Origin of the sequence: Bradyrhizobium sp. LA6.8 (assembly GCF_040547935.1) — a bacterium.
GTDB classification, from domain to species: Bacteria; Pseudomonadota; Alphaproteobacteria; order Rhizobiales; family Xanthobacteraceae; genus Bradyrhizobium; species Bradyrhizobium barranii.
This window is the reverse complement of record NZ_JBEPQQ010000002.1, coordinates 835908-848754: the sequence shown is the minus strand read 5'-3', so window position 1 is coordinate 848754 and position 12847 is coordinate 835908. Positions and strand designations below refer to the sequence as shown.

The following is a 12847-nucleotide window of genomic DNA, read 5'->3' as shown; positions in this document are numbered from 1 at the left end:
CGAGCAGCAACAAATCCATGCAACATGGCTGACGTAGATGACGCGGCGGCGCGCCGCGCCAGTTCCGGCTTGAACGCGCCGGCAAATTAGATAACATGTTAATTAATGAGACCGGGCCATCGAAGCCCGCCGTCGAAACAGGGAGAGACGACCGATGAGGAAAGCCTGTCTGGCGTTGCTGCTGGCAGCAAGCGTGAGCCCCGCGTTCGCGCAGGACAAGACCTTCGACCTGAAGGTTTCGCACTGGGTGCCGGCCTCGCATCCGCTGCAGAAATCCCTGGAAGACTGGGTGGCCGCGGTGAATAAGGATTCCGGCGGCACCATCACGGGCAAGGTGTTTCCCGCCCAGCAACTCGGCAAGGCTTTCGACCATTACGACATGGCGCGCGACGGCATCGCCGACGTCACCTACGTCAATCCCGGCTATCAGCCCGGCCGCTTCCCGATCGTCGGCGCCGGCGAATTGCCGTTCCTGATCTCGGACGCCAAGGGCGGCTCGATGGGCCTGGACGCCTGGTACCGCAAATATGCCGAGAAGGAGATGAAGGACGTCAAATACTGCCTCGCCTTCGTCCACTCGCCTTCGTCGTTCCATTCCAAGACGAAGAAGATCGTGATGCCGGAGGACGTGAAGGGCCTGAAGATCCGTCCCGCGCACGCCACCATGGCGAATTTCGTCACCTCGCTCGGCGGCACCAATGTGCAATCCTCTGCGCCTGAGGTCCGCGACATCATCGAGCGCGGCGTTGCCGACGGCGTCACCTTCCCCTGGGGCTCGCTGGTGCTGTTCGGCATCGACAAGGTGACCAAGTACGACATGGAGGCGCCGCTCTACACCACGACCTTCGTGTTCGTGATCAACAAGGACAAGTACAACGCGATGTCCGACAAGCAGAAGGCCGCGATCGACAAGAACTGCTCGACCGAGATGGCCGGCGTGGTCGGCGAGCACTGGGGCAAGTTCGAGGACGCCGGCGTCGACAAAGTGAAGGCGGAAGCCGGCCACGAGGTCTACAAGCTGACGCCGGAACAGACCGCCGCCTGGAAGAAGGCCGCCGATCCCTTGGTCAAGACCTGGGGCGAAGGCGCCAAGAAGGCCGGCGCCGATCCGGACGCGGCGCTTAGCGAGCTGAAGGCGTCGCTGAAGAAGTACAACGCGCTGGCGGAATAGCGCCAAGCTGCGGCCGCGGCCAGCTCTCTTCTTCCCGCTCTCCCCGTTCTTACGGGGAGAGGGTTGGGGTGAGGGGCTGCTTCCGCAGAGACGGTGACAGCTCGATTCGCGGAGAGTCCCCCCTCACCCGAATTCGAGCGACGCTCGAATTCGACCTCTCCCCGCAAGCGGGGCGAGGTGAAGTGCGCGGCGAGACCGAGATCAAACAATGACAGCACACGACGTGACACCTCCCATGAAGCGCTCCTGGATGGACCGCATCATCGACACGATCGAATGGATCGCGGCCGGCTTCGTCGGTATCGTCGCGCTCGACATCTTCCTGTCGGTGCTGCTGCGCAACACGCTGAACTACTCGATCCCCGATTCGTTCGATATCGGCCGCATGCTGCTCGGCATCCTCATTTTCTGGGGCATCGCGGCGACGTCCTATCGCGGCACCCACATCACGGTCGACCTCGTCTGGGGCAATGTCGGGCCGCGCTACCAGCGCTGGATCGACGTGTTCGCAACGCTGGTGCTGCTGTTCGTCGTCACCGTGCAGACCTGGACGCTGTTCGACAAGGTGCGCGGCACCTACAACGACAACGTCCAGACTTTCGACATGCACATGCCGACCTGGCCGTTCTTCGCGGTCGCGTGGATCGGTGATGCCGCGGCCGTGCTGCTGATCGCGATCCGCACCTACCGCCTGATCTTCCATCCCGAAGACATGCACGATCCCAAATTGAAGGCGACGGAGTAATCATGAGCACCGATGCCGTCGCCTTAATCGGCTTCGTTTCCCTGTTCGTCCTGATGCTGCTGCGCGTGCCCGTCGGCATGGCCATGGGCCTCGTCGGCGTGACCGGCTTCGCTTATCTCGTCAACGGGACGGCCGCTCTGAAGCTGGTCGGCCAGACCTCGATGCGCACGGTCACCGACTACACCTTCGGCGTCATCCCGATGTTCCTGCTGATGGGCTCCTTCGTCAGCAATTCCGGCATGAGCCGCGAGCTGTTCCGCGCCGCCAACGGCTTTGTCGGGCATCTGCGCGGCGGGCTCGGCATTGCCACCGTCGGCGCCTGCGGCGGCTTTGCCGCGATCTGCGGCTCCTCCGTCGCGACCGCCGCGACCTTCTCCGCCGTCGCCTACCCCGAGATGCGCCGCTTCGGCTATCCGCAGTCGTTCGCCACCGGCGTGATCGCCGCCGGCGGCACGCTGGGCGCGATGCTGCCGCCCTCCACCGTGCTCGCGGTCTACGGCATCATCACCGAGCAGGACATCGGAAAGCTTTTCATCGCCGGCATCATTCCGGGCCTGCTGGCAATGACCATGTACATGATCACGATCTTCCTGATCGGTCATTTCCGCCCGGACTTCCTGCCCAAGGGCAAGGTGCTGCCGTGGCGCGAGCGCTTTGCGGGCCTGAAAGACATCTGGGCGCCGGTCTTGCTGTTCGTGTTCGTCATCGGCGGCCTCTACGGCCTGCCGTTCCTGCCGCGCTTCACGCCGACCGAAGCCGGCGGCGTCGGCGCCGCCGGCGCCTTCATCATCGGCGTCGTCACCGGCCGGCTCAACCGCGAGAAGATCCTGGCCTCGCTGCTGCAGGCGACGCGCACCGCGGCCGCCGTGTTCACCGTGCTGATCGGCGCGCTGATCTTCGGCTATTTCCTCACGGTGACGCAGACGCCGCAGAAGGTCACCGAATTCCTCACCGGTCTCGGCCTCGGCCCCTACGGCGTGCTGGCGCTGATCATGGTGATGTATCTCGTGCTCGGCTGCCTGATGGACGCCATGGCGATGATCATCCTCACCGTGCCGATCATCTTTCCCGTCATCACGCATCTCGGGTTTGATCCGATCTGGTTCGGCGTCATCATCGTGATGACCGTCGAGCTCGGCCTGATCCATCCGCCGGTCGGGATGAACGTCTTTGTCATCAAGAGCGTGGTGAAGGACGTTTCCTTCTCCACGATCTTCAAGGGCGTGATCCCGTTCGTGGCGACGGACCTGGTGCGGCTGGTGATCCTGATCGCGTTCCCGCTGCTGGCGACCTGGCTGCCGACACGCATGATGGCGAACTAGTGAACGCCTACTGCGCGACGCGCTGTTGTCCCCTCTCCCCTTGTGGGAGAGGGTGGCTCGCCGCGGAGCGGCGAGACGGGTGAGGGTATCTCTCCGCCCGCACACTTGCGTTTGCGGAGACAACCCCTCATCCGGCGCTTCGCGCCACCTTCTCCCACAAGGGGAGAAGGAAGAGCACTGCGCTTGGCGCAATCGATCGGAGAGAAGCGATGACCACACCGGCGCTCGAGACCAAATACGTCTTCACCGTCACCGCAAAAATCGGCGACGTCATCACGGCCGGCGATACCGGCATCGGCGTCCGCCGCATCATCCCGATTATCGGCGGCGAGGTGACGGGCGCGATCACCGGCAAGGTGCTGCCGTTCGGCGCCGACTTCCAGACCATCCGTCCCAACGAGCTGATCGATCTCGAAGCCAAATACGCCTTCGAAACGGATGACGGCGCCATCGTCTATGTCGAGAACAAGGGCATGCGCTTCGGCCCGGTCGAGCTGCTGCAAAAGCTCAAGCGTGGTGAGCCGGTCGATCCGAAGCTGATTTACTTTCGCACGGTCCCGAAATTCGAGACGGGGCACGAAAAATATCGCTGGCTGATGCAGCACGTTTTTGTCGGCTCAGCCGCACGCCATGCGGATCGCGTGGTGATCGACGTGCATCAGGTGCTGTGAGAAGCCTGCCACCTCGTCATTGCGAGCGCAGCGAAGCAATCCAGGATCTTTCCGCGGAGAGACTCTGGATTGCTTCGCTGCGCTCGCAATGACGGTGGATGCGGCAACAGCAGCGTATCACAAGGCCGTAGAGACCCCTGACCGCCGGATGAGATCCAGGCAATTCAATCCCCGCTGGGGGTGATATCCTCCCCGCCCTCCTTGACTCCCCCAGAATTCGTTATACAACATAACTATTCTGACAAGGACGCAAATGACACAGGGAAACGCCGAGACCGCTGACGCGGGCGCCTCCGGGCTTTTGAGGATCGAGCGGGCGGACCGGGTTCTGACCGTGGGCCTGAACCGGCCGGCCAAGCGCAATGCGCTCAATGACGGCATTATCCTCGAAATCGGCGAGTGCTTTGCCTCCCTGCCCGAGGATATCGGCGCGGTCGTCATCCACGGCATCGGCGATCATTTCTCCTCCGGCCTCGACCTCTCCGAGCTTCAGGACCACGACGCGACCGGCGGCCTCCTCCATTCGCAGATGTGGCACCGGGTGTTCGACCGCATCCAGTATAGCCGCGTGCCCGTGATCGCTGCGCTCCGGGGCGCGGTGATCGGCGGCGGGCTGGAGCTTGCCTGCGCCGCCCATATCCGCGTCGCCGAGCCCTCGACCTATTTCGCCCTGCCGGAAGGCCAGCGCGGCATCTTCGTCGGCGGCGGCGGCTCGGTGCGGCTGCCGCGGCTGATCGGCGTTGCCAGGATGATGGACATGATGCTGACCGGCCGCGTCTATAGCGCGACCGAAGGCGCCTCCTACGGCTTTACGCAATATGTGACGGAGGCCGGCAACGGGCTCGGCAAGGCGCTGGAGCTTGCAACCAAAGTCGCCTCCAACGCGCCGCTGACGAACTTCGCCGTGCTCCAGGCACTGCCGATGATCGCGGAGGCCAATCCGCAGGCCGGCCTGTTGATGGAGTCGCTGATGGCAACAGTTGCGCAGAGCGACAAAGAGGCAAAACGCAGGATCCGCGAATTCCTCGAACACAAGACCGCAAAGGTGAAGCCGAAGTCATGAGCGGGCAGCCGTCCTCTTCCAGCATGGAGCGCGGCGCGAGCACTTCCCCGCTGCGGCCCATTTCGTTCGGCGATCCCGTCGTCAACATCGAGCGGCGCGACGACGGCACGATTTACCTGCGGCCCAAACAGCCGCTCGGCGACTATCCGGTCCGCCTCACCGACCGCCTGCATCATTGGGCGACGACGACGCCGGACCGCGTTTTCATGGCCGAGCGCGAAGGCGGCCGCGGCTGGCGCAAGATCACTTACGCAGAGCTGCTCGCCGCCAGCCGGCGCATTGCCTCCGGCCTGATTGCGCGCGGTCTGTCGGCGGAGCGGCCGGTCGTCATCCTCTCAGGCAATTCGATCGACCACGCGCTGCTCGCGTTCGGCGCGTTCTATGCCGGAATTCCGTTCTGCCCGGTGTCGCCGGCCTATTCGCTGGTGTCGAAGGATTACGGCAAGCTCTCTTACCTGATGAAGCTGCTGACGCCCGGCCTCGTCTTTGCCGAGGACGCCGGCAAGTTCGCGGATGCGCTCGCCGCCAATGTCACGCTCGGCACCGAGATCGCCGCGTCCTGGGGCAGCGTGCCGGGCCGCGACGTCACCCTGCTCGCCGACCTCATGGCGACGCCGCTCCACGGCGATCTCGACGCGATACACGACAGGATCGGCCCCGACACGATCGCGAAGTTTTTGCTGACGTCGGGCTCGACCGGCAATCCCAAGGCCGTCATCAACACCCAGCGCATGATCTGCGCCAACCAGGTGATGCTGCGCGAGACGCTCGCCTTCCTCAAGGACGAGCCCCCGGTCATCATCGACTGGCTGCCCTGGAATCACACCTTTGGCGGCAACCACAATATCGGGCTGACGCTCTACAATGGCGGCTCGATGTATCTCGACGCCGGCAAGCCGGTGCCGGGCGGCATCGAGGAGACCGTGCGCAATCTCCAGGAGATTTCGCCGACGGTCTATTTCAACGTGCCCAAGGGCTATGAATCGCTGCTGCCGTATTTGCGCGACGACCAGGGCCTGCGCGCAAAATTCTTCGACCGGCTGCACGCGATGTTCTTCTCGGGCGCCGCGCTGTCGCCGTTCGTCTGGAACAGCCTCGACGAGCTCGCGGTGAAGGAGAAGGGCTACCGCGTGCCGATGCTGACGGGCCTTGGCGCCACCGAGACCGCGCCGTTCTTCATGTCGGTCAATCCGCGCACCAGCCGCTCCGGCCATGTCGGGTTGCCCGTGTCAGGCAATGACGCCAAGCTGGTGCCGAACAACGGCAAGATGGAAGTGCGCGCCAAGGGGCCGAACGTAATGCCCGGCTATTGGCGTCAGCCCGAAATCACCGCGAAATCCTTCGACGAGGAAGGATTTTACAAGATGGGCGACGCGCTCAAGCCCGTCGATCCCGACGATCTCAACGCCGGCTTCGATTTCGACGGCCGCGTCAGCGAAGACTTCAAGCTCGGCAGCGGCACCTGGGTCAGTGTCGGCCCGCTGCGTGCGCGCTTCGTCGCGGCCTGCGCGCCGCTGGTGCGCGACGTCGTCATCGCCGGCATCAACCGCGACGAAATCTCCGCGCTGGTGCTGCTCGATCTCGACGGCTGCCGGCTGATCAACCCGACGCTGCCGGCCGACGATCTCACCGTCACCGCCCGCGACCGGCTGGTGCGCGAGGCCTTCCGCGAGCGCCTGACGCGTTTTCTGTCTTCGGCCACCGGTTCCTCGACGCGGATCACGCGCGCGATCCTGCTGGATACGCCGCTTTCGATCGACAAGGGTGAAGTCACCGACAAGGGCTCGATCAACCAACGCGCGGTGCTGGAACATCGCGACGCGCTGATCGAGGAGCTCTACGCTGCCAATCCATCGGACCGTGTGATATCGGTCGGCTAAGAAACCATCGCCAAAGGAGAACGCCATGTTGTTGAAGGATCAGGCAGTCATCGTTACCGGCGGCGCATCGGGACTGGGCGCTGCGACCGCGCGAAAGCTGGCGGCGCAGGGCGCCAAGGTCGCGGTGTTCGACCTCAATGCCAAGCTTGCGGAGACCGTCGCCGCCGAGCTCAAGGGCGTTGCCGTGACCTGCGACGTCTCCGATGCCGCCTCGGCCGAGGCTGCGATCACGCAGGCGACCAAGGCGCATGGACCCGCGCGCGTGCTGGTCAATTGCGCCGGCATCGGCGTCGCCAAGCGCGTGGTCGGCCGCGACGGGCCGATGGCCCTTGCCGATTTCGACAAGGTGATCAAGGTCAACCTCATCGGCACCTTCAACATGCTGCGCCTCGCCGCAACCGAGATGTCCAAGCTCGAGCCGCAGGCGACCGGCGAGCGCGGCGTCATCATCAATACGGCGTCCGTTGCCGCCTATGACGGCCAGATCGGCCAGTCGGCCTATTCGGCCTCCAAGGGCGGCATCGTCGGCATGACGCTGCCGATCGCGCGCGAGCTCGCGCAGTTCGGCGTCCGCGTGCTGACGATCGCGCCCGGCCTGTTCCTGACGCCGCTGCTCGCCAACCTGCCGCAGGAAGCCCAGGACTCGCTCGCCGCCGCGATCCCGTTCCCGCGCCGGCTCGGCCACGCCGACGAGTTCGCCGCGCTCGCGCTGCACATGGTCGAGAATTCGTACCTGAACGGCGAAGTGGTGCGCCTGGACGGCTCGCTGCGCATGGCGCCGAAGTAAGGCGCAACGAAAGCAGGGCCATCGCATGTTCGTGAACCGGCGCGACGTCCAGATCCAGTGGGGCGACTGCGACCCCGCCAACATCGTCTATTACCCGCGCTATTTCGCGATGTTCGACGATTCGACGTCGACCCTGTTCGAGGTCGCCGGATTCTCAAAGCAGGATTTGGTCCGCAAATACGGCCTGGTGGGCATCCCCATGGTCGACACGCGGTCCAAGTTCTACATCCCCTCGACCTATGGCGACTGGATCACCATCGAAACGAAGATCGAGAGCATCAAGCGCTCGAGCTTCGAGGTGAAGCACAACGTCTACAAGGGCGAGGCGCTGGCGATCGAGGGTTTTGAGACCCGCGTCCTGGTCCGCCGCGATCCCGTTAACCCCGACAAGCTGAAATCGGCACCGTTTCCGGCGGAAATGGTAGCCAAATTCACGGGGAGCTAGGTCTGGAGCTAAATCGCCGCATCACCAAAAGAGGGGGCTGAATTACCCCCCGATTTCTGCTTTCAAAGAAACACGTCAAGGGAGGAATAGATGAAACGCTTTTACCTGACCGCCGCCATCGCTGCGGCGACGCTTGCCCTGCCGGCTCTGCCTGCGCTGGCCCAGACCAGCGAAATCACCATCGGCATCACCACCACCACGACCGGCCCGGGCGCGGCGCTCGGCATTCCCGAGCGCAACGCGCTGGAATTCGTGCCGAAGGAGATCGGCGGCGTGCCGCTGAAGGTGATCGTGCTCGACGACGGCGGCGATCCCACCACGGCGACCACCAACGCCCGCCGTTTCGTGACCGAATCCAAGGCCGACATCATCATGGGCTCGGCACTGACGCCGCCGACCATCGCGGTCTCCAACGTCGCCAACGAGGCCGGCATTCCGCATTTCGGCCTGGCGCCGTTCCCGATCACGCCTGAGCGCATGAAGTGGTCGGTGGCGATGCCGCAGCCGATCCCGATCGTGGGCAAGGTGCTGTACGACCACATGAAGTCGAAGGGCGTGAAGACCGTCGGCTATATCGGCTATTCCGACTCCTATGGCGACCTCTGGTTCAACGACCTGAAGGCCCAGGCGGTGCCGATGGGCATCACCATCGCCGATGAGGAGCGCTTCGCCCGCCCTGATACGTCAGTGACCGGACAGGTGCTGAAGCTCGTCGCCGCCAACCCCGACGCGATCCTGGTCGGCGCCTCCGGTACCGCGGCCGCGCTGCCGCAGACCGAGCTGCGCGAGCGCGGCTATCAGGGCCTGATCTACCAGACCCATGGCGCCGCCAGCATGGACTTCATCCGCATCGCCGGCAAAGCAGCAGAAGGCGTGCTGATGGCCTCCGGTCCCGTCATGGACCCCGAGGACCAGCCGGACGAAGCCGCCACCAAGAAGCCGGGCCTCGCGCTCAACACCGCCTATGAGGCCAAGTACGGCCCGAACAGCCGCAGCCAGTTCGCCGGTCACTCCTATGATGCGTTCGAGATCCTCAAGCGCATCATTCCGACGGCGCTGAAAACCGCAAAGCCCGGCACACCGGAATTCCGCGAAGCGATCCGCCAGGCGCTGCTATCGGAGAAGGAGCTGGCAGCGAGCCAGGGCGTCTACAACTTCACCGAAAAGGACCGCTACGGCCTCGACGAGCGCTCGCGCATCCTGCTCACGGTGAAGAACGGCAAGTACACGCTCGTGAGGTAAGGCGCGGCGAAAGTTTTAAGACGACGAGAGCCGGCCCGTTGGGCCGGCTCTTTTGTTTTCACTGGCAGACGTCGTCATGCCCGGGCTTGTCCCGGGCATCCACGTTCTCTGGGCCCTGCCGCAAGCCGTGGATGGCCGGGACAAGCCCGGCCATGACGATGTGGAAGCTCAGTGCCCCATACGCCGGCAACAGCTGAGCGCTAGGCCGCCTGCCGCAGCGGGGTCCAGGCGAACTCCGGATAATAATCGTCCATCATGCGATCGACATAGGCGGTGAGGTTCGCAAATCCCTCGGCGCGCTGACGCAGGCCGGATTCGAAGAAGGGCGTCAGGATTCCGGCGAGCGCGCCGAAGGCGGTGGCATCGACACCGCAGGGCTTGTTGCCCATCAGGTAGGCCTTGTCGCCGAGCTGGACCGAGAGCGCGAACAGCGAACGTACCGCGAGATCGACATCGTCGTCGGGCGCGTGGCGGCCTAGGCCCGAGAGCAGATAGTTCTCGGCGACACGGAATTGCGCATCCTCGCGCAACTTTTCGCGATTGTGCTCCGGCGCGCCGTCGAAGAAATGCGCGGGTCCCTTGGCGAAGTTGACCGGATCGACCCAGCGCGCCCCGACCAGCGCCCAGTAGACGTGATGCTCGATCATGCGCTCGAACGCCCAGGCCTGCGCCCGCTCGGCCAGCGACAGCCCGGCGTCGAAATCGAAGCCATAGCGGCGCTCGATATGGGCGCGAATGAAGGTGGAATCGGCCACCGCCTCGCCGCCATCGTCGATGAACGGCAGCTGCCCCTTGGGCGAGGCCGGCGGCATCGCCCGCTCCTTCCGGTAGGGCAGTCCCGCCATCTTGAGCTGCACCTCGGTCTTGGTGACGAAGGGGCTGATTTCCGGCAGGCCGAAGCCGGCGCCAAAGCCATAAAGCGTGATCATGCGAACTCTCTCCTGGACCTGCGAAATTTGGGCTTGCGAAATTTGGACTTGCGAAACTTTGAGGGAACCTAGTGACCGGCTGCTGCCACCATGGTGGCAGCAGCCGTGATATCTTCTGCGAAACGGGCCCCCCGCCAGGCGCGGGCCATGACATGGCGGGCCAGCGCGTCCGCAGCCTGGGTCAGCAAGCGTGCCATCACGCTTGCGAGAGCAAATCGGAGGTCGACGGCCATGAGATCGAGCGAAACGAGGCGGCCGAGCGCCCAGGCGGACCAGACCTGTGCCCGCAACATCGGAATCGCCGGGCCAAAATGGGTTGGAATGATCATGGACAAATCCTCTTCAGTCGATGTGTTGTCCCGGTATAGACACCCCCTGCTGCCAACATCCTGTCAGCAGCAGCGCGCCATTTTCTGATCCGTCCCCCGATAAGAGAATTGCCATGAGACGCGCCGACCGGCTGTTTCAGATCATCCAGGTGCTGAGGCGCACGCGTAAGCCGCTGACCGCGGACGCGATCGCGGCCGAGCTCGAGACCTCGAAGCGCACCATCTATCGCGACATCGCAACCTTGATCGGCCAGCGGGTGCCGATCCGCGGCGAAGCCGGCATGGGCTACATCCTCGAGAAGGGTTTCGACCTGCCGCCCTTGATGCTGACACCCGACGAGATCGAGGCGGCGGTGCTGGGCGCGCAATGGGTCGCGGGCCATGCCGATTCCGCACTGGCACGCGCGGCCGAAGATTTGATGGCCAAGATCGCCGACACCGTGCCTGAGCGCTTGCGTCCCTTCGTGCTGGAGCCGGCAAGCCGCGCGCGGCCGAGCTGGAACAGGGAGCCGGACCGCCTCGACATGGCGCGCACGCGCACCCAGATCCACGAAGGCAGGAAGATCATGCTGCGCTATCGCGACGAGCAGGGCCGCCCCAGCGAGCGCATGATCTGGCCGATCTCGGTCGGCTATCTCGAAGCCGTGCGCCTGCTTGCGGCCTGGTGCGAGCTGCGCGGCGACTTCCGCAGCTTCCGCACCGATCGCGTCGTGGATGCGAACTATCTCGACGATAAATATCCGGAGCGGCGCGACGTGCTGCGCGCGAGATGGCGGCAGAGCCTGGTCTGGGGCCCGCCAAAGGACACGTGAGCGCGATGGAAGAGACCTCCCCCGTCGATCTGTCGAGCTGGTGCCAGAGCTGCGGCGCCTGCTGTGGCTATTCGGAGAACTGGCCGCGCTTCTCGATCGAGAGCGACGAGGAGCTTGCCGCAATTCCCGAAACGCTCGTCAACGCGCGCCAATCCGGCATGCGCTGCGAGGGCGATCGCTGTTCGGCGTTGCGGGGGGAGATCGGAAAGCAGACGGCCTGCGGCATTTACGAGGTGCGGCCGGAGGTGTGCCGCACCTGCATGCCGGGAGACGCCGAATGCGCGATGGCACGGCGGAAATTCGGACTGCCGGCAATCGAGGTCGCTTAGGCTGGAACGGCTGCAGCTGGAACGGCTTCGCTGACCTCGTCGTCGAACCCGTCCTCAAGCGGTGCAAGCACCGAGAGCGGCTTGGTCGACAGCGTGATCGGCTTGCGGCCCCCCGACAGCGACGGCGACGATTTGACCGCGCTTTCGCGCGACAGCGCGTAGAGCGTCGAGCCGACGCGGCCGCCATTGTCGATCAGGTCACGCTCGTTGCAGCTGGCTGCGATCGCGACCGCCAGCGAGTGCAGATGGCTGCGGCGATAGCAGAACAGCGCCAGCCTGGCGCGCGCGTCAGGGGAAACACTCTCAACCAGCCTCGGCAGGCCACTCTCGCTGGCGCGATACATCTCGCCAAGGAGCTCGTCGCGGACCGGGCAGAAATCGCTTTCATAGGCGTCGCGGCTTGAAAACATTGCAGTTCTCCCTCGATGCCGAAGATGCAGCGCAATTCTCTAATGAAAGGTTAACCACGCCGCCCGGTAGTCACCCGGGGTCCTTGCGCCCTGGTCGCGAATCGGAGGCGACCTGGTGGGTTGAAAACGGGGTTGGCGACCGCATGCGGCCATCCTTCGAGACGCCCGCCATTGGCGGGCTCCTCAGGATGAGGTCTGTTTCTGCTGAAAGATCCTAACCCCTCATGGTGAGGAGGCGCGGAGCGCCGTCTCGAACCATGCAGGCCCGGCAGCCACTCCGGAGAGCCGCCGGCCTCAGTTCGCCGCCATGAAGATGGAAAGGCCGAAACCGGTCAAATGATGCAGGGCCTGGTCGACGCCGATCAGGGTCCAGAACCAGGGATGCTGGAGGTCGACACCGAAATTGGCGGAGACGAACCCCTTGGCGCGGTCGATGGTGATGTGGATCGCGAAGTCGATGAACGCGACGAACCAGAATCGCGGCGCCACGATCAGGATCAGCGGCAGCGCAACCGCGAGGTGAATCAGGCAATGCACCAGAAGCGGCAAAGCCCAGCCGTGCTTCTGGTCCTTGCCGTGCGCCATCCAGGCGGTCTGGAGCACGAAATCGGCGATGATGTGCTTGAAGGTGAGCAGCAACATCCAGCCAATGAGCGCTTCGACCGGAACCGCCGATGACATGGGTGGAAACGACAAGCTGACGCCCTCATTG

The 12847-nt window shown here is 64.3% G+C and carries 15 protein-coding genes; 11 read left to right on the top strand and 4 right to left on the bottom strand.

The window, feature by feature from the left end; translation table 11 throughout:
• Positions 1–154: 154 nt before the first annotated feature.
• From ABIA90_RS11110 to ABIA90_RS11070, 9 genes are all read left to right on the top strand, one after another.
• On the top strand, positions 155–1171 hold the full coding sequence (locus ABIA90_RS11110; protein WP_208068773.1) for a TRAP transporter substrate-binding protein: 1017 nt from the start codon (positions 155–157) through the stop codon (positions 1169–1171).
• Positions 1172–1406: 235 nt separating this feature from the next.
• Positions 1407–1916, top strand: a complete 510-nt coding sequence (locus tag ABIA90_RS11105; RefSeq protein WP_014498282.1) for a TRAP transporter small permease — start codon at positions 1407–1409, stop codon at positions 1914–1916.
• 2 nt (positions 1917–1918) lie between these two features.
• Positions 1919–3238: a TRAP transporter large permease gene (locus ABIA90_RS11100; RefSeq protein WP_354118840.1), complete on the top strand. Its 1320-nt coding sequence runs from the start codon at positions 1919–1921 to the stop codon at positions 3236–3238.
• 209 nt (positions 3239–3447) lie between these two features.
• On the top strand, positions 3448–3909 hold the full coding sequence (locus ABIA90_RS11095) for a DUF3237 domain-containing protein (protein WP_354118839.1): 462 nt from the start codon (positions 3448–3450) through the stop codon (positions 3907–3909).
• Positions 3910–4162: 253 nt separating this feature from the next.
• Positions 4163–4972, top strand: coding sequence for a crotonase/enoyl-CoA hydratase family protein (locus tag ABIA90_RS11090; RefSeq protein WP_063980927.1), 810 nt, complete (start codon positions 4163–4165; stop codon positions 4970–4972).
• The gene (locus ABIA90_RS11085; RefSeq protein WP_354118838.1) at positions 4969–6852 is read left to right on the top strand and encodes a feruloyl-CoA synthase; all 1884 of its coding nucleotides are present in this window, start codon (positions 4969–4971) and stop codon (positions 6850–6852) included. The genes ABIA90_RS11090 and ABIA90_RS11085 overlap by 4 nt, the downstream gene beginning before the upstream one ends.
• Positions 6853–6877: 25 nt before the next feature.
• Complete coding sequence (locus ABIA90_RS11080; RefSeq protein WP_038933541.1) at positions 6878–7639, top strand: 3-hydroxyacyl-CoA dehydrogenase; 762 nt, start codon at positions 6878–6880, stop codon at positions 7637–7639.
• A gap of 25 nt (positions 7640–7664) precedes the next feature.
• Complete coding sequence (locus ABIA90_RS11075; RefSeq protein ID WP_085403547.1) at positions 7665–8084, top strand: acyl-CoA thioesterase; 420 nt, start codon at positions 7665–7667, stop codon at positions 8082–8084.
• Positions 8085–8174: 90 nt separating this feature from the next.
• Positions 8175–9326 (top strand): ABC transporter substrate-binding protein, encoded by a 1152-nt coding sequence (locus tag ABIA90_RS11070; protein ID WP_028151958.1) that lies wholly within the window; start codon positions 8175–8177, stop codon positions 9324–9326.
• Positions 9327–9526: 200 nt separating this feature from the next.
• Here the strand turns inward: ABIA90_RS11070 and ABIA90_RS11065 are convergent, their stop codons facing one another.
• The gene (locus ABIA90_RS11065) at positions 9527–10255 is read right to left on the bottom strand and encodes a glutathione S-transferase family protein (RefSeq protein WP_028157342.1); all 729 of its coding nucleotides are present in this window, start codon (positions 10253–10255) and stop codon (positions 9527–9529) included.
• A 68-nt stretch (positions 10256–10323) separates the two neighbouring features.
• Positions 10324–10584 carry a hypothetical protein gene (locus ABIA90_RS11060; protein ID WP_038933544.1) on the bottom strand — a complete coding sequence of 87 codons (261 nt, stop codon included), beginning with the start codon at positions 10582–10584 and terminating at the stop codon, positions 10324–10326.
• Positions 10585–10697: 113 nt separating this feature from the next.
• Here ABIA90_RS11060 and ABIA90_RS11055 point away from each other — a divergent pair, with 113 nt between their 5' ends.
• Both ABIA90_RS11055 and ABIA90_RS11050 read left to right on the top strand, forming a co-directional pair.
• Positions 10698–11396 carry a helix-turn-helix transcriptional regulator gene (locus ABIA90_RS11055; protein WP_063980922.1) on the top strand — a complete coding sequence of 233 codons (699 nt, stop codon included), beginning with the start codon at positions 10698–10700 and terminating at the stop codon, positions 11394–11396.
• Between the two features lie 5 nt (positions 11397–11401).
• Positions 11402–11725: a YkgJ family cysteine cluster protein gene (locus ABIA90_RS11050; RefSeq protein WP_167768028.1), complete on the top strand. Its 324-nt coding sequence runs from the start codon at positions 11402–11404 to the stop codon at positions 11723–11725.
• Here the strand turns inward: ABIA90_RS11050 and ABIA90_RS11045 are convergent.
• Complete coding sequence (locus ABIA90_RS11045; protein ID WP_354118837.1) at positions 11722–12135, bottom strand: hypothetical protein; 414 nt, start codon at positions 12133–12135, stop codon at positions 11722–11724. The genes ABIA90_RS11050 and ABIA90_RS11045 overlap by 4 nt on opposite strands.
• 294 nt (positions 12136–12429) lie before the next feature.
• On the bottom strand, positions 12430–12777 hold the full coding sequence (locus ABIA90_RS11040; protein WP_175618257.1) for a DUF3307 domain-containing protein: 348 nt from the start codon (positions 12775–12777) through the stop codon (positions 12430–12432).
• Positions 12778–12847: the final 70 nt, after the last annotated feature.